This window comes from Sphingomonas montanisoli, from assembly GCF_008274695.1.
Lineage (GTDB): Bacteria > Pseudomonadota > Alphaproteobacteria > Sphingomonadales > Sphingomonadaceae > Rhizorhabdus > Rhizorhabdus montanisoli.
The window spans coordinates 685,196-710,414 of sequence record NZ_VTOU01000003.1 but is presented as its reverse complement, the minus strand read 5'-3'; the positions used below and the strand labels follow the sequence as shown (position 1 = coordinate 710,414).

General features: G+C 65.6%; 30 protein-coding genes. 14 read left to right on the top strand and 16 right to left on the bottom strand.

From position 1 onward, the window contains the following. Positions 1 to 2: 2 nt before the first annotated feature. The 7 genes from FYJ91_RS14705 to FYJ91_RS14675 all read left to right on the top strand — a co-directional run bounded on the left by FYJ91_RS14705 (position 3) and on the right by FYJ91_RS14675 (position 4,704). Positions 3 to 863: a CheR family methyltransferase gene (locus FYJ91_RS14705; RefSeq protein ID WP_149523007.1), complete on the top strand. Its 861-nt coding sequence runs from the start codon at positions 3 to 5 to the stop codon at positions 861 to 863. After that, complete coding sequence (locus FYJ91_RS14700) at positions 860 to 1,888, top strand: protein-glutamate methylesterase/protein-glutamine glutaminase (RefSeq protein ID WP_149523006.1); 1,029 nt, start codon at positions 860 to 862, stop codon at positions 1,886 to 1,888. Before FYJ91_RS14705 ends, FYJ91_RS14700 begins: the two co-directional genes overlap by 4 nt. Then, positions 1,876 to 2,394: a chemotaxis protein CheD gene (locus FYJ91_RS14695; RefSeq protein ID WP_149523005.1), complete on the top strand. Its 519-nt coding sequence runs from the start codon at positions 1,876 to 1,878 to the stop codon at positions 2,392 to 2,394. Before FYJ91_RS14700 ends, FYJ91_RS14695 begins: the two co-directional genes overlap by 13 nt. Positions 2,395 to 2,484: 90 nt before the next feature. Continuing rightward, complete coding sequence (locus tag FYJ91_RS14690; RefSeq protein ID WP_149523004.1) at positions 2,485 to 2,853, top strand: response regulator; 369 nt, start codon at positions 2,485 to 2,487, stop codon at positions 2,851 to 2,853. A 21-nt stretch (positions 2,854 to 2,874) separates the two neighbouring features. Next, positions 2,875 to 3,324, top strand: coding sequence for a chemotaxis protein CheW (locus tag FYJ91_RS14685; protein ID WP_149523003.1), 450 nt, complete (start codon positions 2,875 to 2,877; stop codon positions 3,322 to 3,324). A 24-nt stretch (positions 3,325 to 3,348) separates the two neighbouring features. Continuing rightward, the gene (gene cheB, locus FYJ91_RS14680; RefSeq protein ID WP_149523002.1) at positions 3,349 to 4,392 is read left to right on the top strand and encodes a chemotaxis-specific protein-glutamate methyltransferase CheB; all 1,044 of its coding nucleotides are present in this window, start codon (positions 3,349 to 3,351) and stop codon (positions 4,390 to 4,392) included. Between the two features lie 18 nt (positions 4,393 to 4,410). Next, positions 4,411 to 4,704: a hypothetical protein gene (locus FYJ91_RS14675; protein ID WP_149523001.1), complete on the top strand. Its 294-nt coding sequence runs from the start codon at positions 4,411 to 4,413 to the stop codon at positions 4,702 to 4,704. A 23-nt stretch (positions 4,705 to 4,727) separates the two neighbouring features. Here the strand turns inward: FYJ91_RS14675 and FYJ91_RS14670 are convergent, their stop codons facing one another. From FYJ91_RS14670 to ispG, 10 genes are all read right to left on the bottom strand, one after another. Next, positions 4,728 to 5,915 carry a glycosyltransferase family 4 protein gene (locus tag FYJ91_RS14670; protein WP_149523000.1) on the bottom strand — a complete coding sequence of 396 codons (1,188 nt, stop codon included), beginning with the start codon at positions 5,913 to 5,915 and terminating at the stop codon, positions 4,728 to 4,730. A gap of 11 nt (positions 5,916 to 5,926) precedes the next feature. Beyond that, positions 5,927 to 7,060 (bottom strand): Gfo/Idh/MocA family protein, encoded by a 1,134-nt coding sequence (locus FYJ91_RS14665; protein ID WP_246152635.1) that lies wholly within the window; start codon positions 7,058 to 7,060, stop codon positions 5,927 to 5,929. Between the two features lie 114 nt (positions 7,061 to 7,174). Beyond that, complete coding sequence (locus tag FYJ91_RS14660; protein WP_149522999.1) at positions 7,175 to 7,714, bottom strand: JAB domain-containing protein; 540 nt, start codon at positions 7,712 to 7,714, stop codon at positions 7,175 to 7,177. Positions 7,715 to 7,755: 41 nt separating this feature from the next. Continuing rightward, a complete protein-coding gene (locus FYJ91_RS14655) occupies positions 7,756 to 8,193 on the bottom strand; it encodes a hypothetical protein (RefSeq protein ID WP_149522998.1) in 438 nt (145 codons plus the stop codon). 67 nt (positions 8,194 to 8,260) lie between these two features. Further along, positions 8,261 to 8,608, bottom strand: coding sequence for a hypothetical protein (locus FYJ91_RS14650; RefSeq protein WP_149522997.1), 348 nt, complete (start codon positions 8,606 to 8,608; stop codon positions 8,261 to 8,263). A gap of 84 nt (positions 8,609 to 8,692) precedes the next feature. Further along, positions 8,693 to 9,226, bottom strand: a complete 534-nt coding sequence (locus tag FYJ91_RS14645) for a response regulator transcription factor (protein ID WP_149522996.1) — start codon at positions 9,224 to 9,226, stop codon at positions 8,693 to 8,695. 250 nt (positions 9,227 to 9,476) lie between these two features. Then, the gene (locus tag FYJ91_RS14640; protein ID WP_149522995.1) at positions 9,477 to 9,929 is read right to left on the bottom strand and encodes a hemerythrin domain-containing protein; all 453 of its coding nucleotides are present in this window, start codon (positions 9,927 to 9,929) and stop codon (positions 9,477 to 9,479) included. Between the two features lie 70 nt (positions 9,930 to 9,999). Beyond that, complete coding sequence (locus FYJ91_RS14635; protein ID WP_149522994.1) at positions 10,000 to 10,482, bottom strand: GNAT family N-acetyltransferase; 483 nt, start codon at positions 10,480 to 10,482, stop codon at positions 10,000 to 10,002. After that, on the bottom strand, positions 10,479 to 11,354 hold the full coding sequence (locus FYJ91_RS14630) for a DMT family transporter (protein ID WP_149522993.1): 876 nt from the start codon (positions 11,352 to 11,354) through the stop codon (positions 10,479 to 10,481). Before FYJ91_RS14630 ends, FYJ91_RS14635 begins: the two co-directional genes overlap by 4 nt. An 11-nt stretch (positions 11,355 to 11,365) precedes the next feature. Next, positions 11,366 to 12,508 carry a flavodoxin-dependent (E)-4-hydroxy-3-methylbut-2-enyl-diphosphate synthase gene (ispG, locus tag FYJ91_RS14625; RefSeq protein ID WP_149522992.1) on the bottom strand — a complete coding sequence of 381 codons (1,143 nt, stop codon included), beginning with the start codon at positions 12,506 to 12,508 and terminating at the stop codon, positions 11,366 to 11,368. Between the two features lie 70 nt (positions 12,509 to 12,578). Between ispG and FYJ91_RS14620 the strand changes: the two genes are divergently transcribed. Next, a complete protein-coding gene (locus FYJ91_RS14620; RefSeq protein ID WP_246152634.1) occupies positions 12,579 to 13,535 on the top strand; it encodes an isoaspartyl peptidase/L-asparaginase family protein in 957 nt (318 codons plus the stop codon). 39 nt (positions 13,536 to 13,574) lie between these two features. Here FYJ91_RS14620 and FYJ91_RS14615 read toward each other — a convergent pair whose 3' ends face one another. Further along, on the bottom strand, positions 13,575 to 14,801 hold the full coding sequence (locus FYJ91_RS14615; protein WP_219822603.1) for a phospholipase D-like domain-containing protein: 1,227 nt from the start codon (positions 14,799 to 14,801) through the stop codon (positions 13,575 to 13,577). Between the two features lie 60 nt (positions 14,802 to 14,861). Here FYJ91_RS14615 and FYJ91_RS14610 point away from each other — a divergent pair, with 60 nt between their 5' ends. Both FYJ91_RS14610 and FYJ91_RS14605 read left to right on the top strand, forming a co-directional pair. After that, positions 14,862 to 15,719, top strand: a complete 858-nt coding sequence (locus tag FYJ91_RS14610) for a S1/P1 nuclease (protein WP_149523381.1) — start codon at positions 14,862 to 14,864, stop codon at positions 15,717 to 15,719. A 136-nt stretch (positions 15,720 to 15,855) separates the two neighbouring features. Further along, on the top strand, positions 15,856 to 16,302 hold the full coding sequence (locus FYJ91_RS14605) for a hypothetical protein (RefSeq protein ID WP_149522990.1): 447 nt from the start codon (positions 15,856 to 15,858) through the stop codon (positions 16,300 to 16,302). A gap of 107 nt (positions 16,303 to 16,409) precedes the next feature. Here FYJ91_RS14605 and rplT read toward each other — a convergent pair whose 3' ends face one another. Beyond that, positions 16,410 to 16,787, bottom strand: coding sequence for a 50S ribosomal protein L20 (rplT, locus tag FYJ91_RS14600; RefSeq protein WP_149522989.1), 378 nt, complete (start codon positions 16,785 to 16,787; stop codon positions 16,410 to 16,412). Between the two features lie 14 nt (positions 16,788 to 16,801). Beyond that, entirely contained in the window at positions 16,802 to 17,005 is a 204-nt protein-coding gene (rpmI, locus tag FYJ91_RS14595; protein WP_149522988.1) for a 50S ribosomal protein L35, read from the bottom strand. 154 nt (positions 17,006 to 17,159) lie between these two features. Here rpmI and FYJ91_RS14590 point away from each other — a divergent pair, with 154 nt between their 5' ends. Next, entirely contained in the window at positions 17,160 to 19,289 is a 2,130-nt protein-coding gene (locus tag FYJ91_RS14590) for an AsmA family protein (protein WP_149522987.1), read from the top strand. Positions 19,290 to 19,392: 103 nt separating this feature from the next. Here FYJ91_RS14590 and FYJ91_RS14585 read toward each other — a convergent pair whose 3' ends face one another. From FYJ91_RS14585 to FYJ91_RS14575, 3 genes are read right to left on the bottom strand one after another with little or no spacing between them, the layout of a single operon-like run. Continuing rightward, positions 19,393 to 19,911, bottom strand: coding sequence for a GNAT family N-acetyltransferase (locus FYJ91_RS14585; protein WP_149522986.1), 519 nt, complete (start codon positions 19,909 to 19,911; stop codon positions 19,393 to 19,395). Further along, on the bottom strand, positions 19,908 to 20,672 hold the full coding sequence (gene hisN, locus FYJ91_RS14580) for a histidinol-phosphatase (protein WP_149522985.1): 765 nt from the start codon (positions 20,670 to 20,672) through the stop codon (positions 19,908 to 19,910). The genes FYJ91_RS14585 and hisN overlap by 4 nt, the downstream gene beginning before the upstream one ends. Before the next feature lie 36 nt (positions 20,673 to 20,708). Next, positions 20,709 to 22,112, bottom strand: coding sequence for a helix-turn-helix domain-containing protein (locus FYJ91_RS14575; protein WP_149522984.1), 1,404 nt, complete (start codon positions 22,110 to 22,112; stop codon positions 20,709 to 20,711). A gap of 238 nt (positions 22,113 to 22,350) precedes the next feature. Between FYJ91_RS14575 and FYJ91_RS14570 the strand changes: the two genes are divergently transcribed. The 3 genes from FYJ91_RS14570 to FYJ91_RS14560 all read left to right on the top strand — a co-directional run bounded on the left by FYJ91_RS14570 (position 22,351) and on the right by FYJ91_RS14560 (position 25,219). Further along, entirely contained in the window at positions 22,351 to 23,883 is a 1,533-nt protein-coding gene (locus tag FYJ91_RS14570) for an acyl-CoA carboxylase subunit beta (protein ID WP_149522983.1), read from the top strand. A 110-nt stretch (positions 23,884 to 23,993) separates the two neighbouring features. After that, positions 23,994 to 24,437: a methylmalonyl-CoA epimerase gene (mce, locus tag FYJ91_RS14565; protein WP_127740106.1), complete on the top strand. Its 444-nt coding sequence runs from the start codon at positions 23,994 to 23,996 to the stop codon at positions 24,435 to 24,437. Then, the gene (locus FYJ91_RS14560; RefSeq protein WP_149522982.1) at positions 24,437 to 25,219 is read left to right on the top strand and encodes an enoyl-CoA hydratase-related protein; all 783 of its coding nucleotides are present in this window, start codon (positions 24,437 to 24,439) and stop codon (positions 25,217 to 25,219) included. Before mce ends, FYJ91_RS14560 begins: the two co-directional genes overlap by 1 nt.

Sequence of the window (25,219 nt, the reverse complement as noted above, 5' to 3'; positions counted from 1 at the left end):
CCATGAACGACATGACACCCCGCTCGTTCGACGGGCGCGAATATCCCTATACGCCGCAGGATTTCGCGGCGGTGTCGGCGATGGTGCATGCGCATTCGGGCATCTGCCTGCCGCAGACCAAGACGATGCTCGTCTATTCGCGTCTCGCCAAGCTGGTGCGTGAGCGGGGCCTGCGCGATTTCGCCTCCTATATTGATCTGATCCGTCGCGATCCCGCCGAGCGCCAGCGCGCGATCGAGGCGATGACGACCAATCACACCAAGTTCTTTCGCGAAGATCATCACTTCCGCCAGTTCGAACGCGACGTGCGCCCCGGCCTGATCGAACGGCTCGACGCCGGCGGGAAGGTTCGGATGTGGTGCGCGGCGGCGTCGACGGGAGAAGAACCCTATTCGCTGGCCATGAGCCTGCTTGGCCCGGATCCGGTGGAGGGGCGCGTGATCGCGGGCGCCGACGTCGCGATTCTCGGCACCGATCTGTCGGGTGCGGTGCTCGATGTCGCGCGGCGTGGGCATTATCCGGCCGCCTTGTCGCAGGACGTGCCCCTCGATTTGCGTCAGACGTGGACACGGGTGTCGGGCGGCACGATGGCGGTCGCGCCGATGCTGCGTGACCTGGTGCGCTATCGCCGGCTCAACCTGCTCAACGCCTGGCCGATGCGGGGCAGGTTCGACGTGATCTTCTGCCGCAACGTCATGATCTATTTCGACGAACCGACGCGCGAGCGGCTGGTGCAGCGGCTGGTCGACCAGCTCGCGCCCGGCGGACATCTCTATATCGGCCATAGCGAGCGGATCGGCGGTGAAGCCGCCCGCCGCCTGCGCGCGATCGGCCAGACCGTCTATCGAAAGGACGCGGCATGAGCGTGCGCTGCCTGATCGTCGACGATTCGCCGACGATGCGCGCGCTGCTGACCGGGCTGCTCACGCGCGACCGCGAGATCGAGGTGATCGGCACGGCCGAAGATGCGCACAAGGCGCGCGCGATGATCCGCGAACTCGATCCCGACGTCATCACGCTCGATATCGAGATGCCGCACATGAACGGGCTCGACTTCCTCGACCGGCTGATGCGGCTGCGCCCGACGCCGGTCGTGATGTGTTCGACGCTGACCACCAAGGGCGCCGAAGCGACCGTGCGCGCGCTGGAGCTTGGCGCCGTCGATTGCTTCGCCAAGCCCGAGGGGCGCCTGCAGGACGTGCTCGCGCTCGACGACGGCAAGTTGGCTGAGATGGTCAAGCAGGCCGCGCGCAGCCGTCGTCGGCTCGGGCTTGGCCGTAGCCTGCGCCCGGCCGAGCGCCCCGCGACCTTCGAAGGCGACGACCGCGTCGTCGCGATCGGCGCATCGACCGGAGGGGTCGAGGCGCTGACGACCCTGCTGTCGGGGTTCCCCGCCAATTGCCCGCCGACCGTGATCGTCCAGCATATGCCGGGCAGTTTCACCAAATCCTTCGCCGGTCGCCTCGATTCGCAGTGCGCGCCCAAGGTGCTCGAGGCGACCGACGACGCCCCACTGCTGAAAGGCCATGTCTATATCGCGCCCGGCGGAAACAGGCACCTGATGGTGCGCGGCGGATCGTCGCCGCATTGTCGGCTGGTCGAGGCGTCGCCGGTCAGCGGGCATCGCCCGTCGGTCGACGTGCTGTTTCGATCGGTCGCGCAGAATATGGGCGACAAGGCGGTCGGCGTGCTGCTGACCGGCATGGGGCGTGATGGCGCATCGGGCCTGGCCGAGATGCGCGAAGCCGGTTGCCGCACGATTGGCCAGAACGAGGCGAGCTGTGTCGTCTATGGCATGCCGCGCGCTGCCCAGCAGATCGGTGCGGTCGAGGAAGAACAGCCGATCCAGCAGATCGCGAACCGGATTCTTGCATTGTGCAGCCGCTGAACTCGATCCGCGAACAGCGGATCAGTGTGAACCAGGGGACGAGCCGCGTCTCGCGCGACCCCACTGTCGTGCTGACGACGGTGCTGGGCAGCTGCGTCGCCTGTTGTCTCTATGATCCGCGCTCGCGTGTGGGCGGCATGAACCATTTCCTGCTGTCCGATGGCGAGGCCGCCGACGAACGCTACGGCCTGTTCGCGATGGAGCAGCTGGTCAACGCGATGCTGCTGGCCGGGGCGACCCGATCGGGCCTGCGTGCGCACCTTTACGGCGGGGCCAATCTTCATGCGGGGCTCGCCGCGATCGGGCAGGGCAATATCGCCTTCGCGCAGGATTTCCTGCAACGCGACCGGATTCCGGTGATCCGCAGTCATCTCGGCGGCAGCGCCGCGCGCCGCGTGGACTTTCGCGCGGTCGATGGAAAGGTTCGCTGCCAGATCGTCGACGCGCCCGCCGATCTGCGGCCGATCGTGCAAAGGGGGCGTGCAAACGATGCCGAAATCTTCTGATCCACGGGCAGCGCTCAATGAGTCGTTAACCCTCCACACCTACACCCGACTGGAACGGTCCGAGCCTCGGGCCAACGAGCAGAGGTATGCATGCCCAAGACGATTTTGACCGTCGATGATAGCCCCAGCATGCGTCTTCTCCTGCGCAGCGCTCTGGTCGAGCGCGGCTATGAGGTGCGTGAGGCCGAAGACGGCGTCGCGGCGCTCGAGTGGCTTGCCGCCAACGATCAGCCCGCGATCATGATCACCGATATCAACATGCCGCGCCTCGACGGGTTCGGTCTGATCGAAAAACTGCGAGAAATGCCCAAGCATCGCGATCTGCCGGTGCTGGTGCTGACCACCGAAAGCTCCGACCAGAAGAAGGCGCGTGCGCGCGAAGCCGGGGCGACCGGCTGGATCGTGAAGCCCTTCGATCCCGAAAAGCTCCACTCGGCGATCCGCCGCGTCATCCATTGATCTGATCCAGGGACAGGCATCATGGTCCGACAGCTCATCACGTTCCAGATCGGCCAGCAATATCTGGGCGTCGATATCATGGCGATCCGCGAGATCCGCGCATGGACGCCGACGACCATGCTGCCGCACGTCCCCGCGCACGTCCGCGGTGTGGTGAACTTGCGCGGCACCGTGCTGCCGGTGATCGATCTGTCGGCTCGCCTGGGCTGGGGCCTGACCGATCCGACCGCGCGCCACGTGATCATCGTCGTGCGGATCGGCGAACAGCTGCACGGGATGATCGTCGACGCCGTCAACGACATCGTTGCGATCGACGAGGGAACGCTCCAGCCGCCGCCCGCGTTGGGCAATGGGGATACGACATCCTATCTCGAAGGGCTCGTCACCGTAGAAGACCGGATGGTCATGGTGCTCGCGCTCGACAATCTTTCCATGGACCTCGGGGGCGTGCCGCTTCCCGAGGCCGCCTGACCTCTCAAGGAGCTGCCACCCGCGATGATCAACGCGCGCGTGCTCATCGTCGACGATTCTTTCACCATGCGCGCGCTGTTTGGTGGGGTGCTGGAACGCGCCAAGGGCATTGAGGTGGTCGGAATGGCCGCCGACGCCGCCGAAGCCCGCAAGATGATGGACACATTGCGTCCGTCGGTGGTGACGCTCGACGTCGAGATGCCGGGAATGAACGGCATCGACTTCCTGGAAGAAATCATGCGCGATCGGCCGACGCCGGTCGTGATGCTGTCGTCGCTGACGCAGAAGGGCGCCGAAATCTCGTTCCGCGCGCTGGAGCTTGGCGCGGTCGATTGCTTCCCCAAGCCCAAGAGCGCGACGCCCGAGGAGTTCAACGAACTCGCGCCGCGCCTCGCCGCTTTGGTCCAGGCCGCGTCGCGCACCAAGGTGGGGCCGCAGCGCGAGGTAAAACATCACGCGCCGGTCCAATATTTCGACTGGAACGGCAATATCCTGGCGATGAGCGCGTCGACGGGCGGCGTCGATGCCGCGCTGAAGATGCTGCCGGCCTTCCCGAAGAATTGCCCGCCCACGATCTTTCTTCTCCAGATCGAGGAAGGCTTCGTCGCCCCGCTGATCAACCGACTGCGCGCCAAATGCGCCGCGCGCATCGTGATGGCGGAGGACGGCCAGCCTCTCGAACAGGGCAGGATCTATCTGGTGACTGATCCCGGCGCGCACGCCGTGGTGGATCGCTGGCCCAATCCGTCGCTGCGCCTGCTGCGCACCGATCCGGTCAACGGCGTGCGCCCATCGGCCAGCCTCCTGTTCGCCACGATGGCGAAGACGGCGGGCAAGCATGGGGTGGGCGCGGTGCTGACCGGGCTCGGCAATGACGGGGCGGCGGGATTGAAGGCGCTACGGGCGGCGGGGGGCCGCACGATGTGCCAGGACGCGGCCACATCGGTCGTGCACGAAGCGCCGGCTGCGGCGCTTGCGGCGGGTGGTGTCGAGACCGAGCTTCCGCTCAACGGCATCACGACGGCCGCGCTCGATGCGTGCCGCCGGCGTGACGCGGACGCGGCCTGAGGCGGTGGGGGAACGGGTATGGCGGTGATTGCAGAGGACGAACTTCTGTCGATGCTCGCTGACGAGCTCGACGCCGCACGCGCCGAGCTGGAGCAGCTTGGCGTTCGCCTGTGTTCGAACCCCGCGACCGCCCGCGCGCACGTCCACGATCTTCAGTCGCTCGATCATGTCGGGCAACGCTGCACCTCGGTCGCGGCGATCCTGCGCTCGGACGACCTTCAAGCCGCCAGCCGCGATGCCCGCCTCGAAAGCATCACCGGCCGCCTCGCCGCCCTGATCGAAAGCCTCGCGAGCCGCCAGCCGCAGCATTGATTGATGCTTCGACGGCGTTGCCCTCAGCCTGCGAACAGCGCCAGAAGCTGGGGGGCGATCCGGTCGATATCTTGGCGTTCGGCGACGCGCTGACGGCCTTCCTCTCCCATCGTCGCCAGCCGTTCGGGACTTGCCTCAAGCGCGGCCGCGATGGCGTCGCGCAAACCTTCGACAGATCCTGCCGGGTAGAGCCAGCCGCATGTGTCGTCGACCAGTTCGGGGATGCCGGCGATCGTCGTGCTGATGACCGGGCGCCCGCTGGCGAGCGCTTCCATGATGACGACCGGCAGACCCTCGGCATGACTGGGGAGGAGGAGGGCGCGGGCCTGGCCGAGCAGGGCGCGGACCTCGTCATTGCTGCGCCAGCCGAGCAGGCGGACGCGATCGGCGACCTTGTGCTGCGCGATCGCGGCTTCGACGGTCGGACGGGACTCGCCGTCGCCGACCAGGAGTACGCGCAGATCGGGAAAGCGTTCGGCCAGCGCCGCGACGGCTGCGGGGATTTCGACCTGTCCCTTCTGCGGACAGAGCCGGCCGACGCAGAGCAGATCGCTACCTGATGGCGGCGGCATGCCGGCATAGGCGGCAGGCTCGATGCCGCACGGAATGATGACGATGCGATCGTGCAGATCGGGTGGCAGCGCGTTGTGCAACCGCGCACGACAATAGCCACTGATCGCGATAATGCTGCGCGCATGCTGCGTTTTGACGGTGATGGCGTTGACGGCGGGATCGACCAGTTCGTCGGGGCCGTGGACGGTGAAGCTGTAGGCAGGGCCGCCGATCAGGCGGCACAGCATCGCGACCCCCGCCGCATTGGTCGAAAAGTGCGCGTGGATGTGGGTGATACCGAGCCTGGCGCAGCGATGCTGCAGGCGGATGGCCTGCAGCAAATATCCGATATGCCGCACCAGTCCGCTGCCGCTCGCGCGCAGCATGACGCGCCATGCCGGCCATGACGCAGCGATTTTTCGGGGCCGGGTGACCAGCGCGCAGACTGCACCGATGAGCAGAACGCCGATATTGCGGGTCAGCAGATATTCGGTTCGCGCTTGTTCGGCGACGTCGGCCGGATCGACGAGCGTCTCGCTCCAGTGCCGCACCGCGAAGCGTTTGACCGGCACCCCGGCGCGCTCGATCGCCTCGATCTCGCGTCGGATGAAGGTGGTGCTCGTCATTGGATAGCTGTTGAGCAGATAAGCGAGCGTCATCGGTCGGCGTCTCAGGCCCAGTCCATCGGGATCATCGGATCGAAGCGGCTCGCGATGCGATGCTCACCGCCCGCCTGCATCGCGATCGAGACTTCGGTGAGGTGGAGCGCATAGTCGCCCGCGAGGCGCGGTGCGCGGCCAACACCGATCGCCTGCGCCATCTCGGCCACGCCCAGCGCGAAGTTCATCGATGCCGCGCCCTTGCGCCCGACCAGAGGGTGCGACGCATCCGGGGCTTTGGCACGTGCGGCGAACGGGCTGTTGATCAGGCGGCGGCGCAGGGTGAAGCGCTTGCGGATCCGCACGGGAGCTGCATTGGCCCACGCCTCGTCCACTTCGACGATGCCGTCGTCGCCGAAGATGCGCAGGCGATGATCGTGGCGCGCGACGATCGAACAGGTCAGCCGCGCCACCATCCCGCCGGTGAAGAACAGGCTGGCGGAGGCATAATCGGGCGTGATGTGGCCCGTGCCGGTCTGATGCTCGTCCAACAGCCGGGCAGCGCCCGATACGACGCGCTCGACGGGGCCGAACATCGCCATCAGCCAGCTGAGATAATAGCCGGCATGTTCGAGCGTGCAGCCGGTGCGGAACTCGCCTTGTGCCGGCCAACGGGCGCCGCTGGCGCTGTGCCAGTCGCGATAGGGGGCTGCGGGGATGAAGTCGTCGTCAAGTTCGGCATAGACGAGGCGCGGCTTGCCGATCCGATTGTCGCGCAGCGCAGCCCAGGCCGATTGCGCCGCGCGGCCCAGCACGCTGCACGGCGCGGAGGCGAGGTGGACGCCGCGGTCGACCGCAAGGTCGCGCAGCGTCTGCGCATCGTCGATCGTGAGCGCGAGTGGCTTTTCGCACCACACATGCCGTTCCGCTTCGATCGCCGCGCGGTTGATTGCGGCATGGGCGGTCGGATCGGTCAGGTTGAGGATGATCGTGGGGGTGCCATCGCCCAGAAGATCGTCGAACGACGATGCCGCCCGCACGCCCCAATGCGTCGTGAAGGCGGAGAGCCGCCCTGCGTCGATATCCCACGCGCCGGTGACAGTCAGGCCGGGGAAGGTGGCGAGCGACGGCATGTAGAGATCGGCGACATAGCCGGTCCCCACGATCGCGATCCGCGCGCTGATGCTGTCGGTGCCCCTTGCCACGCGCCAAGCCTATGAGGGTCGCCGGCTCCGGACAAGAAGGGAGCGGCTTCGATTGCACGAAGCCGCTCCAGCGAGATGGCCGCCATCCCCGTACAGCGGTCCACCTGTAAGTGTTTAGAGGAGCCCGCGCTCCCGGAAGCTCGTCCAGCCGTTCCGCGAGATGACCAGATGGTCGTGGATCGCGATGTCGAGGACCGAGGCGGCCGCGACGATGCGCTCGGTCGCCTCGACGTCGCCGCGGCTGGGCAGCGGATCGCCCGACGGATGGTTGTGGACCAGGATCAGGGCGGTCGAACCGAGTTCGAGCGCGCGTTTCATGATCTCGCGCGGATAGATCGGCGCCTGCGTGACCGAACCCTTCCCCATCACCTCGTCGCGCAGCAGGCAGTTCGACGCGTTGAGGAACAGGACGCGCAGATGCTCGGCCGGGTCATAGGCCATGCTGAGCTTCAGATAGTCGATCAGCGCCTCCGATGTCGAGAAGACCGGCCCCCGCCGCGCCTGGGTGCGCAGGCAGTGGAGCATGGTCGACCGCACGATCATCAGGAAGCCGGCGATACCGGGTTCGTCGGGCACCGCGGCGGTCAGCGCATCCGGCCCGGCCGCGAATATGGCGGGGAGTGAGCCGAACTCTTCGATCAGCTGCCCCGACAAGGTTTCCGCCCGGCACCAGCCGAAAGGCTGGAGCAGCGATTCTAGAAGCGTACGCCCCTGGGCATCACCCTGGAACGGCTCTCCCGAACCCCAATCGCCAAGGCCACCAGCATCGGATAGGCCCAGAAACCCTGCGCGATCGAATAAGCGCGCGGAATGATTCCGGGATCGGCGAGGCGCGCGAGATGCGTTGCGACGCCCACGAGTTGAAACGCTGTCGTCCATAACGGCCAATATCTGTCACTCCGCAACGCGATCGCGAGGAACGCGGCCAATACGGCCATGTCCACGGCGAGAACGCCCAGCGCGGGGGATTGCCATTGGGCAACCAGCGAGGCCGCAGGCACGGTCAAAACCGATCCCGCGATCATGATCGCAGCCCCCTGCCGCTCCGGGCGTCCACCGCAGCGGATCGCATAGGCGCAGATGGAAATCAGGGTGATGAGGTAGGCCAGCTGCAGGATGATGAGGAGGCTCATCCTTCGACCGGACCATAAGGGGAGGAGCCGGTCAAGCCAGCTGACCTACCTCATCGGGGGGGCTCGTTCAGGCGGCGGTGCGTTCGACCACCGACAGGCCACCGGGGCGCAGCTCGGCCTTCTGGGCAAGACCGCCCAGCGCCACGGTGCGCAGGCCGATCTGGTCCTTCGTCTCCGCGAGCGAAGCGTGGGTATCGACGATGTTGCGGCGGGCGCGGATCAGCGATGCAAAGGTCTCGGCGGCGCCTTCGAAGGCGTCCTGGCCGACACAGGCGGAAAGATTGGCTTCGCAGCGTGCGACGGGCAGATAGCCCGAAAGTTCGGCGACGGCGGCGAGTGCGGCGTCGATCGCCTCCTCTGCGGCCATCAGGCGGTTGGCGACTTCCTGGGCGGCGTTGCGGCGCTTGACGAGCATGTGAGTCTCCCTCTCGCGCCGCCCCCTGCGGCAGCGCGTCGATTAAAGTCGAACTTTTGAAGGGAGACGTTCTAGCGGGTGCCCTTAGAGCAACCGCGAGAGCGCATCGAGACCGGCAATCAAGGCTCCAAACGAGAGCGCGGTTCCGATGGCGATGCCACCGATCCATGCAACCCTCGGCAAGGTGCCGAGATCATTCCTGTCTCCTCCCGCCATCGGCATCGGGAGCCGGAGGGGCGGCGCGAACTGCCAGGGAGTCGCCTGGAAGGCGACCTGTTCCTCGCGGAGCTGATCAGCTCCGTGGGCCTGGCCGTAGCGTCGATCCTCATGACTGCCCGACGAGCCCATGATGGGATGACGGGGGTGGGGAGCAACATGCGGTGTTTGATATACGGGCGCTTGATATAGGTCGGGGCGCTCGTGCTGCGCGAGCAGGCGGGCCGCCTCGAAGCGGCTGCTGACGCCCAGCGTCTGGATCGCGACGCGTAGCCGCTGATCCACCGTATGGGGGGAGATATCGAGCTCGCGAGCGATGTCCTTGGACGACATATGGAGCAGCACACGCCGTAAACAGGCGCGCTGACCCTCGGTCAATTTGGAGACTGGGTCGATGATCATGAGGCCCCAAAGCTCGATAGTGCGCGACTCAGGCAATACACTTAAAGCGCCCCGGGTACCACCGGCGTGCACTTAAAATCGCGTTTGGGGACGAAAAGCTGAGATGTTGTCGTTTGCGGGTGCCTGGGCCGCGATAAGGCCTGGCTTATCGCCATTCTGGTGGGAATGTTACGGTTACGCCGTATCAGAGGTTGAGATACGCGCTGCGCAATGAGCGAGTCTCACTCATTTCCGAGAGTATCAAAGCACCTTATGCGGCGCGCAGGGGAGCATCCGCATCCATCTGCGCGTCGGCGATCGGATAGAGTTGCTCGTTCTCACGGGTGATTCGGTCCGCGAGGGCCGTGAAAACGGCTTTCGATTCGCGCCGGAAGCCGCGCGGATCGCTCAAGATCCGCGCAGCCGATTCCCAACGCTGCGCAAAGGCGCCGTAAGTCGGGCCGAGATCGCCCATCTCGTCGACGAAACGGCGCGCAATCATCGCGGCACGGCCACCCGACGCCATAAGCGACGGATAAAGCTGGCGATCTTCCTGCGCGAAGTGGATCCGGAGGAGGCCCGTGAGCTTCGCGAGCAGCAATGTCGCCTGGAACGCGCCGTCGCGCGTCTCGATTCCGGGCCGCCCGGCCAGAAGGGCGTTGAATTCGCCGACGATGGCGACCGCATCATCATGTTGTCGGCGCAGATTGGCGGTGCGGCTCATAATAGCATCTCTCCGAAAGCGTTTGCGTAGTGCTACTTTCGGATGATTTCCGCCTGCTTGCCCGAGATGGTTAGTTCGGCGTTAGCAACGCCGTGAGCGCGTCTCCATCGATCCGCCACTGCTCCCACGCGGCCTTGTGGTGTGCGCCGAGCCGACGATAGAGGCCCTTGCCCAGCTCATTCCAGTCGAGCACCTGCCAGTCGATCCGCGCGCAATTCTTCGCCTCGGCTACCGCCGCCATCGCCTCGAACAGCTTGCGCGCGATCCCGCCGCCGCGCGCCGTGGGTTCGACGAACAGATCTTCCAGATAGATGCCGTGCCGCCCGGTCCAGGTCGAGAAATTGAAGAACCAGACTGCGATGCCGACGACATGGCCGTCCTGCTCGGCAATATGTGCGAACACCTTCGGATCCGGCCCGAAGAAATGTGCGGCCAGCCCTTCTTCTGTCGCCTCGACCGCATCGGGTTCGCGCTCATAATCGGCAAGCGCGCGGATGAGGCGGAGGATGTCGCCCTCGTCGCCGGGATGGGCGGGGCGGATGATCAAGGTCATGGCAGGACGTCTCTCTCAGACAGATTAGCGGGCGATCGGGCGGCGATGAAGCAGCCCCCGATGATGAGCGCGGCGCCCGCGACCGTGGTCAGGCGAACATGCTCGCCGAACACGACGAAGCCCCACAGGCTCGCCCAGACGAAGGCGGTGAACTCGACCGGAGCGAGATAGCTCGCCTCGGCGCGCGCATAGGCCCAGCTCAGCAGGAACAGCGAGAGGCTGGCCAGCGCGGCGGCGAGCAGCAGGGCGGGTATGTGCGGCGTGGGCGGCAGCTCGGCCATCCACGGCATCGCGCAGGCGAGGACGATCGCGACGATGCCGTTCTGGAAGAAGGCGACCTCATAAGGATCGGCCACCTGTGACTGCCGCCGCATCAGGATGATGTTGTAGGCATAGGCGACGGCGGACAGCATCACGGCGATCGCACCGAGCGTGGCCTCGCCGTCCATCGCCTTCATCGCTTGCCCCGACAGGATCACGATCACGCCGACCAGTGCGAGACCGGACCCGAGCAGCGCGCCCCGCCGCAGCCTTTCCTTGAGCAGAACGACCGCCAGCCCTTGCGCGATCAGCGGCGATATGAAGGTCAGCGCGATCGCCTGCGCCATCGGCGTGCGCGCCAGACCCCAGAAGAAGAGGACCGCCATCAACGCCGCGACCAGCCCGCGCTCGATATGGATGCGCAGGACCGCACCCTTCGGCCAAGTCGGTTTCCGCGACAGCCACGGCCCGAGCGTCATCGGCACCCCGGCAAGGCTGCGCCAGAGCAAAGTGTTGTAGGTGCCAATGGCGAGGCTCAGATGCTTCACGACAGCATCCATCGACGAAAAGACCGCGATACCGAGACAGGCGACCGCGAACGCGATCGCCACGGGAGTTTGCTTCACTCCGCGGCTTGCGGGTGATCGTCGGCGGCCGCCTGAGCGGCTTCGGCCGCCTCAATCTCGGCGGCCTTGGCTTCGACCAGCTTGACGATGTGGTCCACCATGCCTTCGTCCTGCACCGTATGGTCGGTGATGCCGGAGAGATAGACCATATGCTTGCCGTTGCCGCCGCCGGTCAGGCCGATATCGGTTTCGCGCGCTTCGCCGGGGCCGTTGACGACGCAGCCGAGCACCGAGAGCGAGAGCGGCACGCGGATATGCTGGAGCCGTTCCTCGAGTGTCTGGACGGTGCGGATCACGTCGAAGCCCTGCCGCGCGCAGCTGGGGCAGGAAACGACGCGCACGCCGCGATTACGGATGCCCAGCGACTTGAGGATCTCGAAGCCGACGCGGACCTCCTCCTCGGGCTCGGCCGACAGAGAGACGCGGATCGTGTCGCCGATCCCGGCCCACAGCAGATTGCCGATGCCGATCGCCGACTTGACCGTGCCGCCGACAAAGCCGCCCGCCTCGGTGATGCCCAGATGGAGCGGGCAATCGACCGCTTCGGCGAGGCCCATATAGGCGGAAACCGCCAGGAAGACGTCGGACGCCTTCACCGCGACCTTATATTCGTGGAAATCGGCGTCCTGCAGCAGCTTGATATGATCGAGCGCGCTTTCGACGAGTGCCTCGGGGCAGGGCTCGCCATATTTTTCGAGCAGGTCTTTTTCCAGGCTGCCGGCGTTGACGCCGATGCGGATCGAACAGCCGTTCGCTTTGGCGGCGCGCACCACTTCGGCCACGCGTGCTTCGGACCCGATATTGCCGGGGTTGATGCGCAGGCACGCGGCACCCGCATCGGCGGCCTCAAGCGCGCGCTTATAATGGAAATGGATGTCGGCGACGATCGGCACGCGCGCGGCGCGAACGATCTGCTTCAATGCGGCCGTCGATGCCTCGTCGGGGCAGGAGACGCGGATGATGTCGGCGCCCGCATCCTCGCACCGGCGGATCTGGTCGATCGTCGCCTTGATGTCGTCAGTGGGGGTGTTGGTCATCGTCTGGACGGTGACGGGCGCGCCGCCGCCGACGGCGACATTGCCGACCATGATCTGACGCGACTGGCGGCGCGCTATATCGCGCCAGGGACGAACCGACATGCTTTTCCGTTCTGAAGCTTACTCGAGGACGCTATAGGCGTTTCCCGTTCCCGTTTGAAGGCATTCCACCGTGGCGACACATCCTGGCATCACATCGCAATGGAGCGCACCCGCCGATGGGTGGACGCTCGTCGTTCATGGTGGTGCGGGGCAGATAAGGCGCGGCGTGCTTGACGCCGATGTCGACGTCGCGGTTCGGGCCGCGCTGAACGCCGCGCTGGCTGCAGGATCGGCGATCCTGTCAACGGGCGGCAGCGCGCTCGACGCGGTCGAGGCGGCGGTGCGCGTGCTGGAGGACGATCCCCATTTCAATGCCGGGCGCGGCGCGGTCTTCACGGCGGAAGGCGTCAACGAACTCGACGCGGCGATCATGGACGGCAGCAATCGCGATGCGGGCGCGGTGAGCGCGGTGACGCACAGCCGCCACCCGGTGACGCTGGCGCGCGCGGTGATGGAAAAGAGCCCGCATGCGATGCTGACCGGCGCGGGTGCGGACCGCTTCGGGGCCGAACATGGCATCGATCAGGCGCCACCCGCCTGGTTCCACACCGACGAACGCTGGCGCCAATATGAGGAGCTGCGCGCGGGCGGGCGCTTCGATGCCGATCTGAAATATGGAACTGTGGGCGCGGTGGCGCGCGATGCTGAGGGGCATCTGGCGGCGGCGACCTCGACTGGCGGGCTGACGGGCAAGCGATGGAACCGTATCGGCGATTCGCCGGTGATCGGGGCGGGCACCTGGGCCGACGATCGCGGTGCCGCCATTTCCTGCACGGGATCGGGCGAGCATTTCATCCGCGTCGGCGCGGGGCATGAAGTGTCGGGTCGGGTGCGGCTGGCCGGCGAGGCGCTGGGCAGCGCGGCGGTCGCGACGATCGGGGAAATTGGCGCGCTGGGCGGCACCGGCGGGATCATCGCGGTCGGCCATGATGGTGCTGGCGGCTGGTGCTTCAACAGCGCCGGTATGTATCGCGGGCGCGTGGCGGCCGGCGGTGAACCGCAGGTGGCGCTCTACGGGGATGAGTAAGGCTTAATCCTCCCCCTGGCAGGGGAGGATTATATGGGGTCAGTTCGCCCCAGCCGCTTCCTTGGTATTCGGTCGCGGGATCAGCTTCGCTTGCGCGAAGGGCTTGGCGTAGGGGGAATCCCACAAACGGGTCTCCATCGCGCCGAGGCGCTTCGCCATGGCTCGGTCGCGCAACACGATCTCCAGATTGCGCGAATTATCGAGATAGCCGCCTTCCCAGTTGCTGGTGCCGACCCAGGCGATCTCGCGGTCGATCGTCATGATCTTCGTGTGGACGACGCGCGCGAAGGGGATGAAGCCGGTCGATGCCTGCGGGATCGACGCGACCCGCACCTCGGCGGTCGGCAGATTGTCGAGCCGTTCGAGGCTCGGCAGGTTGTTCGGCCACATGTTCCAGTCGGCGACGAGCAACTGAACCTTCACGCCCCGCTCTGCCGCGGCGCGCAGCGCGTCGTCGATGATCGTATAGGTACCGCCGCCGAAGGCATTGGCCGAATATTCCATCACCTCGATCCGGATCTCGCGCTTGGCCGCGCCGATTAGCTTGACGAGCGCGGCCTGCGAATCCGCGACGTCGGCGGGATCGTAGGCATTGGGGCTGGCGATCAGGAATGCCTTGGCGTCGATCGGGGCATAGACCGTGTCGCGCAACTTGGGCACCGGCTGGCCGGCGATGGTCAGCGGCACGGCGGCCCAGTCATGCTCGAAGATGCGTTGGAGCTGGCCGACCATTTTGGCCTGCGTGATCTTCAGCCCGGTTTCGTCGATATGCTTGAGCGCGCGCCAGTCGAAATTCTGGCTGCCGACGAATGCGGCCTTGCCGTCGACGACGAAGAATTTGGCGTGGATGATGCCCGACCCGTTGACCTTGGCCCAGCTGAGCATCCGGAAGGTCAGGTTGGGGATCGCCTTCACTTTGTCGATCGTCGCCTGATCGGAGGCGCCCTGCCCCTTCTCATCCATCAGGAAGCGGATCTTCACGCCCCGCTTCCCCGCCGCCTCCAGCGAGGCGATCACGCGGTCGAGCGGCTCCCCGCTCTGCCCGGAAATGTAGAATTGCTCGATGTCGATCGTCGACTTGGCGGTATCGAACATCTCGCACCACACCGTCGTCGGATCGCGCAGGTCGGTGGTGGCGAGGGTGGTTTCGACAGGCGCGGTGTGGACCAGTTCGAAGCCCGGAATCTCGAACTTGGCGTGCGCCGCCCCGATCGGGAGCAGCAGCGCGCTAACCGCAAGCGAGAAACGGCCGAACATCGTTGTCATCGTCATCACCTGCGCATCGAAACCACGTCGACATCCGCGCTACCGGGCTTAAATGCAAGGATCGTGACGCGCCTGATCCTTCTCCTCATCGCCGGGCTTTCGAGCCTCCTCGCCGCCGCCCCTGCCCATGCCTGGTGGGAATATGGGCATGAGACGGTCGCGACGATCGCGCTGCACGAGGTGAACCCCAAGGCGCGCGCGGAGATCAAGGCGCTGCTCGCCAAATCGGCCTTGCTCGAAACACCGACCTGTCCGGCGCGGACGATCGAGCAGGCGTCGGTCTGGGCCGACTGCATCAAGCCGATGAAGGATCGCTTCAGCTATATTTATAGCTGGCACTATCAAAATATGGACGTGTGCAAGCCGTTCGATCTGAAAGCGGCCTGCCCCGACGGCAATTGCGTCGCCCGCCAGATCGAACGCAATGCGCGGCTGCTCAAGGATCGCAGCCAGCCTGTCCGCGTGCGCGTTGAGGCGCTGGCGCTGCTCGTCCACTTCATGGGCGATCTCGCGCAGCCGCTCCACGCCGGCGACCGGCACGATCGCGGCGGCAACGATACGAAGGCGAATTACGGCGCGCTGAAGAATACCAACATCCATTCGATCTGGGACGGCCTGCTCGCGGACCGTGCGATCTCGACCCCCGTTGGCGGGCCGATGGGGATTTTGGCCGAGGTGCCCGCGGCCGATCGGCCGGCGATGGTGCAGGGGTCGGTTGAGGATTGGAGCCGCGAAAGCTGGCAGGTCGCGCACGATGCTTATGGCGCGCTGCTGGGCGGCGATGGCTGCGGCCCGGCTCCGGCGGAGAAGCCGACGCTGACAAACGAGAAGATCCAGGCGCTGATCCCGGTCCTGCGCCTGCAGGTCGCGCGCGGTGGCATCCGGCTCGCGCGGCTGCTGAACGAGGCGCTGTCCTAACCTCCCCAACTCCGTTCGTGTCGAGCCCTTCGGCGCCGCCTGCAGCGTCGCTCAGGATAAACTACGTCGAGACACGTTGGCTGGGCGCGCGTGAACGTGTCTCGACTTCGCTCGACACGAACGGTTAGGTGAGCGGATGCGCTATTATCTGGACACCGAATTCAACGGTTTCGGCGGCGAGCTGATCAGCGTCGGCATCGCGGCCGAACATGGCGAGGACTATTATGTCGTCCTGCCGATCGAGCAGCCTTATGAGGAATGGGTCGACCGCCACGTCGTCCCCTATCTGCGGTCGGTGCCGCCGATGCTGCTCAACGTTCTCGATCGCGAGGCGGCCGCGTATGACATCGCCCATTATCTGCAGGGGGATCCCGATCCGCTGATCATCGCCGACTGGCCCGAGGACATCGCGTTATTTTGCCGCCTGATGCTGATCAGCGAGCGCGAGGTGGTCGACCTGCCGAACCTGTCGTTCGAATATCGCCGCACCCCCGGTTTTTCGACCGCGCGCAACAGCGCGGTGCCGCACAACGCGCTCCACGATGCGCGGGCGCTGCGCGATCATTTGCTGTCGTTGGAGTAAACCCAACACCGTCCTCCCAGCGGAAGCTGGGATGACGGTTGGCGAAATAGAAAAAGGGCGCGGTAGCTGAAGCCACCGCGCCCTGATCTTGTCAGCCGAAGCGCGACTTACGCCGCGACGCGGGCGTCCGCCGGGAGGGCGGCCTTCGCTTGCGCGACGATCGCGCTGAAGGTCGCAGCCTCGTGCATCGCCAGGTCGGCCAGGACCTTCCGGTCCAGTTCGACACCAGCCAGCTTCAGGCCGTGCATGAACACGCCATAGGTCAGGCCTTCGGTGCGGACCGCGGCGTTGATACGCTGGATCCACAGGGCGCGGAACGAACGCTTCTTAACCTTGCGGTCGCGATAGGCGTACTGGCCGGCCTTTTCGACGGCCTGCTTGGCGATACGGATCGTGTTCTTGCGGCGGCCATAATAGCCCTTCGCCTGTTCAAGAACGCGCTTGTGCTTTGCGTGGGTGGTAACACCCCGTTTGACGCGTGCCATCTATCGGCCCTCCCTTAGTTCAGGCCGTACGGCGCCCAGAGCTTCACGCGAGCCGTATCGGCGTCGGCGAGAACACTGGTGCCACGATTCTGGCGGATATACTTGGCGTTGTGGCTGATCAGGCGGTGACGCTTGCCAGCGACGCCGTGCTTGATCTTGCCGGTGGCCGTGAGCTTGAAGCGCTTTTTGACGCCGCTCTTGGTCTTGAGCTTGGGCATTTTCGTCTCCTGATATGCGACGTTTGCAGACAGCCACGGCAGCCCATACAGCCGGACCATCCATCAAATCGCGGAAGCGCGGGCCTATAGGGGCGATCGTGCGCGATTGCAACGATTCGGAACTTGCCGGCTCATTCGGGGGTTTCGGGGCCTTATGGTTGTAGAGCCCCACCCGCCGATCACGGCGCCCGAGACCGCGAACAGCCCGGTGCGCCGGCGTCGCGACCCCGCCAACACGACCTTGGCGGTGGGGGTGGGGATCGTCTCGACAATCCTCGGCCTGATCGTGCTCGCCTGGTTCGTGCTCTACGTGACCAAGGGCCGCTTCCTGAAGAACACGTTCGAATCGGTGGCCAGCCGCTTTGCCGAACGCGACATCAAGGTGGCGGGCGACTTCCAGTTCTATTTCGACATCATCGACGCCAAATTCCTGGCCGACGGGATGACGATTTCCAATCCGAAGGGCGCCGCCTGGGCGACCAGGCCCAATTTCTTCGAAGCCAAGCATATCGAGACGCGGATCAAGACGATCCCGCTGATCTTCGGCGAGCGGCGCGCCGAATGGCTGGTGCTTGATGGCGGCCGCGTCGATGCCGAATGGTCGAAGGACAAGAGAAATACCTGGACCTTCGGCGATCCGAACAAGAAGGGCGAGCCGTTCCAGTGGCCGATCATCGGCCGCGCCAATATCACCGACACCGAAGTTCGCTACATCGATCCGGCGCTGTTCGTGAAAGTCGACGTCAAGGTCGGCGATATTGCATCGGGCGGCACGCGGATCGACGGCAAGGTGCCGTTTACGGGCGAAGGCACGCTGCGCGACAAGCCGTTCACGATGAACGGCGCGATCCTCAGCCCCAATTCGACCGTCACCTTCGGCAAGACCCGATTCGAGATGCACGCCAAATCGGGTGCGACTTATCTCGATCTCGACGGCACGCTGCCGGCCGCGACCCAGATCGAAGGATCGGACCTGAACCTGAAGGTGCGCGGCCCAAACATCCGCCAGCTGTTCGACTTCCTGGGCGTCGCCGCGCCCGATACGCGCAACTATCTCTTCACGTCGAAGCTGACCAAGGCGGGCGACGAATGGCGCTTCACGCGGATCAACGGCCGCTATGGCGCGTCGGACCTGCATGGCAAGATGACGATCAGCTTCCCGAACGAGCGGCTGTTCCTAGACGCGGTGCTCGATTCGAACCGCGTCGACATCATCGATGTCGGGCCTTTCATCGGTTACGAGCCCACCACGCTGGCAACCAAGGGGCCGACGGCGGCCGTCGCCCAGACCGGCGGCACCCCGCGCATTCTGCCGGACGCCCCGCTGCGCATGGACGCGATCAGCCATTTCGACGCGCACATCCTCTATAAGATCAAGGACTTCCGGAATCCGAAGTTTCCGATTTCCAACGTCGATCTGACCTTCGACCTGAAGGACAAGTTGATGGTGCTGTCGCCCTTCACGCTGGACATCGCGGGCGGGCGGCTGGCGTCGGACATTTCGATCAACGCGCGCGTGCCATCGGTCATCACCGATTACGACATCCGCCTGTCGCCGACGCCGATGGGCAAGCTGCTCGCGGGCTTCGGCGTCACGCAGAACGGCACCACCGGCACGATCAAGGCGCGCGTCCAGATGAAGGGCACCGGCGATACGCTGCGCGATTCGCTCGCCACCTCGAACGGCCGGATCGCGATCATCCTGCCGCGCGGCACCTTCTGGACCCAGTATGTCCAGCTGGCGGAGTTCGACATCGGCGTGTTCGTGCAGAAGCTGTTCGAGGACAAGCTGAAGAAGCCGATCGAGATCAACTGCGGCCTGATCGCCTTCACCGTGAAGAATGGTGTCGCGGCGGCCGATCCGATCCTGATCGACACAACCAAGAACGTCATGACGGCCAAGGGCGGCTTCAATTTCAAGGACGAGAGCCTCGACATGGCATTCCGTGCCGATGGCAAGAAGTTTAGCCTGTTTTCGGGCCAGTCGCCTGTCGGTATCCGTGGCTATTTCGCCCAGCCGGGAATCAACATCATCAGCCCGCAATTGCTGGCGCGCGGTGGCGCGGGCGTTGCGCTTGGGGTCGTGGCAAGCCCGCTCGCGGCCGTCCTCGCCTTCGTCGATCCGGGCGATGCAAAGGCGGCGGCATGCGGACCGATCCTTGCTGGCGCCAGCACGGCCGCGCAGCGAACCGCCAAGGGCGAGCGCCGCAAAGATACGGGCAACGTGTCGGAAAACCGTCAGCAGGCGGGCGACCGCAAGCAGCCGACGACGTTGATCAAGTAACCCGCTTCACATCGTCATTGCGAGGAGCTGAAAGCGACGCGGCAATCCATTCCGAAGTGAGGAGTGGATTGCTTCGCTACGCTCGCAATGACGAGATTTAGGCTCAACCCCGCCGGAAGATGAACTCATGGTCGCGCCACGCGCCGACCGGGAAGTCATATTCGCCGACCTTGGAAAAGCCGCGTTTTGCATAGACGGCCTGCGCCTTGAGGTTGCCCGACCAGACGCCGAGCCAGATCGGCCCCGGCCGCGTATCGCCAAGATGATCGAGGGTGAGGTCGAGCAACTGGCCGCCCAGACCCAACCCTTGCGCCGATCTGAGCACGTAGAGCTGATAGAGTTCGCCATGCCCTTGGCGAACGTCCGGGTGCGGCAGCTTGCTGGGGCCGACCTGCGCATAAGCGATCAGTGCGCCGTCGCGTTCGGCGACCCAGGTCGCACGGCCCGGATCGGCGATTTCACGCGCGACGACCGCGGGGTCGTAGCTGTCGCGTTCGAAGATCGCGAGGTCGGCGGGCGGATAGGGGATGGCGAAACCGCCCTCGAGAAAGGTCTGCCGGAAGGTTTCGAGCTTGAGCGTGGCGAGCGCGGGCGCATCCTCTGCGCGGGCGGCGCGGATCATGCGAGGAGGTCGACGATCGGGGCGATCAGCGAGGGATCGCCCACTGCAATCGCATGGCCTGCACTGTCGCGATCGAGATCGCGGCCCTGCCAGTCGGTCATTCGGCCGCCCGCACCCTCGACCACCGGTACCAGGGCCGCGAAGTCGTACAGCTTGAGCCCCGATTCGATCACGGCATCGAGGTGACCCGACGCGACCAGCCCGTAATTGTGGCAGTCGCCGCCCCACAGCACGTCGCGCGCGGCCGCGCCCAGGCGCTGGAAGTTGGCGAAGTCGTTGCCGGGGAAGGCAGCGGGGGAGGTCGTGCCGATATGCGCGTCGGCCACGCCAGAACATGTGCGGGTGCGCGCAGGTTCGCCGTTGAATGATGTCGGACGGCCCTTTGCGCCAATCCAGCGATCGCCGATGATCGGCTGGTCAATCACGCCCAGCACCGGCTTGCCGTCCTGAATCAGTGCGATCAGCGTGCCGAACAGGGGACGGCCGGCGATGAAGGCGCGGGTGCCGTCGATCGGATCGAGCACCCAGATGCGGTTCGCCTGCGCGCGCTCCTCGCCATATTCCTCGCCGATGATTCCGTCGCCGGGGCGCTCGGCGTCGAGGATGCGGCGCATCGCGGCTTCGGATGCCCGATCGGCCTCGGTGACTGGGGAGGCGTCGTCCTTGGTCTCGCGGATGAAGCGGCGGCGGAAGAAAGGGCGGATCGCTTCCCCCGCCGCATCGGCGAGCCGGAGAGCGAGGGCGATGTCGTCGTCGGTCATGTCGCCCTCATCCCCGCACAAGGCGACGGTTGCAAGTCACAGCACGCGATAGGGCACCACGTCGCGCGTGTCGGCATCGACCGCGATGCCGCGATCGGCGGGGGGGAAGGCGCGCTGGTCGCATTGTTCGCGTGGGCACAGGCGGCAAGAGACGCCGATCGGGGTCGCCGCACCCGCATTGCCGACGTCGAGTGCGTCAGCATAGATGAAGTCGCGCGCATGGTCGGCCTCGCAGCCCAGCGCGACGGCGTAACGGCGGGGCGACCGCGTAAAACTGCCTGATGGCTTCACCAGCCCCTTGGCCATCGAGACGTAGCGCACCCCGTCGGGCATTTCGGCCAGCTGGACGAGGATGCGATCGGGGATCGCCACCGCCTCATGCACGATCCACAACGGACATGCGCCGCCGAAGCGCGCGAACTGCAGGCGCGTCGCCGAATGGCGCTTGGTGATGTTGCCCGCCATGTCGACGCGGCAGAAGAAGAAGGGCACGCCGCGCGCGCCGGGGCGCTGGAGGTTGGACAGGCGGTGGCACGCCTGTTCGAAGCTGACCCCGAACAACCGGCATAGCCGGTCGATGTCGTGGCGCACCGCCAGCGCCTGCTCGCGGAAATGGCCATAAGGCATCAGCAGTGCGCCGGCCGCATAATTGGCGAGGCCGACCGACAGCAGGGTGTGCGCCTCGGCCGAGCGCAGCCGCGCATTCCCCGCGACGTCGGCGATCGCGTCGCGGAACTCGAGCAAGGCCAATTGATGCGCCAGCATGAAGCGGCGCGTTTCGGGTGGCAGCGCGGCGCCGATCGTCAGCAGGCCCCGCGCGCGATCGAAGCGGCGCATCGATCCGCTCTCGTCGGTGCCGGAGAGGATGTCGACGCCGTGGCGGTTCTTGAGGACGTGGGCGATCAGCGCCTCGGGCAAGGGCTGGGCATCGAGTTCGAGCGCGAGCGCCTCGGCCGCGCGGTCGAGCGTGTCGACATAATTGCCCGCCTCGTGAAACCAGTCGCGCACCTCCTCCCACGGCAGGCGATCGTCGCCGGGCACTCCGCTGGCGATGCGATCGTCGACATGGTGGAGCCGTTCCTCGGCGCGCCGCCACGCCTGATGGAGCCGCACGAATCGGTCGGCGAGCGCGGGCTGCTGTTCGACCGCGCGGTGCAGCTGGTCGGGCGAAAGCAGCGCGTCGGCGAACAAAGGATCGGCGAGCGCCGCGCGAACGTCGGCCAATCGCTGCGCATCGGGATCGCCGCCGGCATCCCATTCGGGGAAGGCGCGCGCCAGCGCTTCGGCGACCTTGGGCGTCACCGGCCGATCGTCATTTTCCAATTGCGACAAATAGCTGACCGACAGATCGAGCCGCGCGGCCATCGCCGCCTGCCCCAGCCCCGAGCGGCGGCGCAGCGCGCGGATGTCGCCCCCGGCGAAGCGGCGCGGCTTCCTCATGCAAAATCCTCCCCGGCACGGGGAGGGGGACCGCGCCGCAGGCGTGGTGGAGGGGGCGGGAGGCTGGGCGGCGACACTTGCCGCGGCCCCCCTCCACCGGCTGCGCCGGTCCCCCTCCCCGTGCCGGGGAGGATTGGTTTGCAGAATGTCCTTCGCAATTTCACAAATTCACATTTGCATGTTCGGGCGAAGATTGGAAAGAGGCAGACTTTACGGATTCCCGCGGAGACAGCCCGATATGCTCGCCATCCTGCAGAAACTCGAGGACAAGCGCGCCGCCGCCCGGCTTGGCGGTGGCGAAAAGCGCATCGAGGCGCAGCACAAGAAGGGCAAGCTGACGGCCCGAGAGCGGCTCGAAGTGCTGCTCGACGCCGACAGCTTCGAGGAACTCGACATGTATGTCGAACACAACTGCACCGACTTCGGCATGGAGAACGAGCATATTCCGGGCGACGGCGTCGTCACCGGATCGGGCACCGTCAACGGCCGCCTCGTCTTCGTCTTCAGCCAGGACTTCACCGTCTATGGCGGCGCGCTTTCCGAACGGCACGCGCAGAAGATCTGCAAGGTCATGGACATGGCGATGAAGGTCGGCGCGCCCGTGATCGGCCTCAACGATTCGGGCGGCGCCCGCATTCAGGAAGGCGTCGCATCGCTCGGCGGCTATGCTGAAGTGTTCCAGCGCAACATTCTGGCCAGCGGCGTTATCCCGCAGATCAGCCTGATCATGGGCCCGTGCGCGGGTGGCGCGGTCTATTCGCCGGCGATGACCGACTTCATCTTCATGGTGAAGGATTCGTCCTTCATGTTCGTCACCGGCCCTGACGTGGTGAAGACCGTCACCAACGAGGTCGTGACCCAGGAGGAACTGGGCGGTGCCTCCGCGCACACCACCAAGTCGGGCGTGGCCGATCTGGCGTTCGAGAATGATATTGAGGCGCTGCTGGCGACCCGCGACTTCATCGATCTGCTGCCCTCGTCGAACCGGCACGACCTGCCGACCCGCCCGACCGACGACCCCTGGGATCGGCTCGACCCCAGCCTCGACACGTTGATCCCCGACAGCGCGAACAAGCCCTATGACATGAAGGAGCTGATCGCGAAGGTCGTCGACGAAGGCGATTTCTTCGAGGTCCAGCCGACCCACGCGCCCAACATCGTCTGCGGCTTCGGCCGTATCGAGGGTTCGCCGATCGGCATCGTCGCGAACCAGCCGATGGCGATGGCGGGCGTGCTCGACATCAATTCGTCGAAGAAGGCGGCGCGCTTCGTCCGTTTCTGCGACGCGTTCGAAATCCCGATCGTGACCTTCGTCGACGTGCCCGGTTTCCTGCCCGGCACCGCGCAGGAACATAGCGGCATCATCAAACATGGCGCGAAGCTCCTCTTCGCTTATGGCGAGGCTACCGTGCCCAAGATCACCGTCATCACGCGCAAGGCCTATGGCGGCGCCTATGACGTTATGTCGTCCAAGCATCTGCGCGGCGACCTCAACTATGCCTGGCCGACCGCCGAAATCGCGGTGATGGGCGCGAAGGGCGCGGTCGAGATCATCTTCCGCAAGGAAGCCGGCGACCCCGAAAAGATCGCCGCGCGCACCAAGGAATATGAAGACCGCTTCGCCAACCCGTTCGTCGCGGCGTCGAAGGGCTTCATCGACGAGGTGATCATGCCCCACTCGACCCGCAAGCGCATCGCGCTGGGCCTCCGCAAGCTCAAGAACAAGAGCTTGGAGAACCCCTGGAAGAAGCACGACAACATCCCGCTTTAAACCTCCACGTCATCCCCGCGAAGGCGGGGACCCATCCAGGCTCTCCGCTTGCGATGACACTGGATAGGCCCCCGCCTTCGCGGGGGTGACGATATGAAGGACGAAGACATATGAAACTCGGCCGCCTGAACCATATCGGCGTTGCGACCCCCTCGCTGGAGGCGAGCATCGCTTATTATCGCGACGTGATGGGCGCGACCAAGATCCACGAGCCGTTCGACATGCCGTCGAACGGCGTCAAAGTCTGCTTCGTCGACACGCCGGGCGAGAACGGCACCGCGGGCACCCAGATCGAACTGATCGAGCCGCTTGGGGCGGACAGCCCCATCCACGGGTTCATCGCCAAGAACCCGGCGGGCGGGCAGCATCATATGTGCTATGAGGTGCCCGACATTCACGAAGCCCGGACATGGTTCGAAGGACTCGGCAAGAAGGTGCTGGGCGACACCCGCATCGGGGCGCACGGCACTTTGATCTTCTTTGTCCACCCCAAGGACATGAACGGGGTGCTGACCGAGATCATGGAGACCCCGAAGGAGGGGGCCGCGCACTGATGACGTACGAGACGATCAAGCTGGAGCTGAAGGACGGGGTCGCGACCCTGTGGCTCGCCCGTCCCGTCCGGCTCAACGCGCTGACCCCGCATCTGTTCGCCGAGGCGACCGCCGCGATCGATGGCGCGATCGCCGCCGGTGCGCGCGCGCTGGTCATCACGGGCGAGGGCCGCGCTTTCTGTTCGGGCGCCGATCTGCAGGCGCGCGGCGATGCCGGGCTGCCGTCGGACCTCGGGCTGATCGTCGACGAAGCCTATAATCCCTTCGCCAAGAAGATTGCGGGCCTCGACATTCCCGTCATCACCGCGATCAACGGCATTGCGGCGGGCGCGGGCGCGTCGATCGCGCTGTCGGGCGACATCAGCGTGATGGCGCGGTCGGCCTATGTGCTGCTCGCCTTCGTCAATATCGGGCTGGTGCCGGATGCGGGCGCAACATGGTTCGTCGCCAAGGGCGCGGGCCGGGTGAAGGCGCTCGAAATGGCGCTGCTCGGTGAGAAACTGTTTGCGGAAGACGCACAGGCCGCCGGCCTCGTCACCCGCGTCGTCGATGACGAGAAGGTGCTCGAAGAAGCACAGGCGATCGCCGCGAAGCTCGCGCGCGGGCCGACCGTCGCGATCGGCTTCATCCGCAAGCAGGTCGCCGCCGCGCTCAATTCTTCGCTGAGCGAAAACCTTCAGATCGAGCGCAACAACCAGAGCGCCGCCGGCAAGACCGCTGATTTCGCCGAGGCCGTGAAGGCGTTCGGCGAGAAGCGTCCCCCCCAGTTCGAAGGCCGTTGA

Coding starts and splice junctions, on each gene's coding strand:
- FYJ91_RS14570 (WP_149522983.1), top strand. CDS start 22,351: ATGCTCGCCATCCTGCAGAAACTCGAGGACAAGCGCGCCGCCGCCCGG.
- cheB (WP_149523002.1), top strand. CDS start 3,349: ATGATCAACGCGCGCGTGCTCATCGTCGACGATTCTTTCACCATGCGC.
- FYJ91_RS14585 (WP_149522986.1), bottom strand. CDS start 19,911: ATGATCCGCGCCGCCCGCGCAGAGGATGCGCCCGCGCTCGCCACGCTC.
- FYJ91_RS14635 (WP_149522994.1), bottom strand. CDS start 10,482: ATGACCTTGATCATCCGCCCCGCCCATCCCGGCGACGAGGGCGACATC.
- FYJ91_RS14700 (WP_149523006.1), top strand. CDS start 860: ATGAGCGTGCGCTGCCTGATCGTCGACGATTCGCCGACGATGCGCGCG.
- FYJ91_RS14575 (WP_149522984.1), bottom strand. CDS start 22,112: ATGAGGAAGCCGCGCCGCTTCGCCGGGGGCGACATCCGCGCGCTGCGC.
- FYJ91_RS14645 (WP_149522996.1), bottom strand. CDS start 9,226: ATGATCATCGACCCAGTCTCCAAATTGACCGAGGGTCAGCGCGCCTGT.
- FYJ91_RS14655 (WP_149522998.1), bottom strand. CDS start 8,193: ATGAGCCTCCTCATCATCCTGCAGCTGGCCTACCTCATCACCCTGATT.
- FYJ91_RS14590 (WP_149522987.1), top strand. CDS start 17,160: ATGGTTGTAGAGCCCCACCCGCCGATCACGGCGCCCGAGACCGCGAAC.
- FYJ91_RS14605 (WP_149522990.1), top strand. CDS start 15,856: ATGCGCTATTATCTGGACACCGAATTCAACGGTTTCGGCGGCGAGCTG.
- FYJ91_RS14640 (WP_149522995.1), bottom strand. CDS start 9,929: ATGAGCCGCACCGCCAATCTGCGCCGACAACATGATGATGCGGTCGCC.
- FYJ91_RS14670 (WP_149523000.1), bottom strand. CDS start 5,915: ATGACGCTCGCTTATCTGCTCAACAGCTATCCAATGACGAGCACCACC.
- rpmI (WP_149522988.1), bottom strand. CDS start 17,005: ATGCCCAAGCTCAAGACCAAGAGCGGCGTCAAAAAGCGCTTCAAGCTC.
- FYJ91_RS14705 (WP_149523007.1), top strand. CDS start 3: ATGAACGACATGACACCCCGCTCGTTCGACGGGCGCGAATATCCCTAT.
- hisN (WP_149522985.1), bottom strand. CDS start 20,672: ATGACCGACGACGACATCGCCCTCGCTCTCCGGCTCGCCGATGCGGCG.
- FYJ91_RS14650 (WP_149522997.1), bottom strand. CDS start 8,608: ATGCTCGTCAAGCGCCGCAACGCCGCCCAGGAAGTCGCCAACCGCCTG.
- ispG (WP_149522992.1), bottom strand. CDS start 12,508: ATGTCGGTTCGTCCCTGGCGCGATATAGCGCGCCGCCAGTCGCGTCAG.
- mce (WP_127740106.1), top strand. CDS start 23,994: ATGAAACTCGGCCGCCTGAACCATATCGGCGTTGCGACCCCCTCGCTG.
- FYJ91_RS14675 (WP_149523001.1), top strand. CDS start 4,411: ATGGCGGTGATTGCAGAGGACGAACTTCTGTCGATGCTCGCTGACGAG.
- rplT (WP_149522989.1), bottom strand. CDS start 16,787: ATGGCACGCGTCAAACGGGGTGTTACCACCCACGCAAAGCACAAGCGC.
- FYJ91_RS14685 (WP_149523003.1), top strand. CDS start 2,875: ATGGTCCGACAGCTCATCACGTTCCAGATCGGCCAGCAATATCTGGGC.
- FYJ91_RS14560 (WP_149522982.1), top strand. CDS start 24,437: ATGACGTACGAGACGATCAAGCTGGAGCTGAAGGACGGGGTCGCGACC.
- FYJ91_RS14690 (WP_149523004.1), top strand. CDS start 2,485: ATGCCCAAGACGATTTTGACCGTCGATGATAGCCCCAGCATGCGTCTT.
- FYJ91_RS14615 (WP_219822603.1), bottom strand. CDS start 14,801: ATGACAACGATGTTCGGCCGTTTCTCGCTTGCGGTTAGCGCGCTGCTG.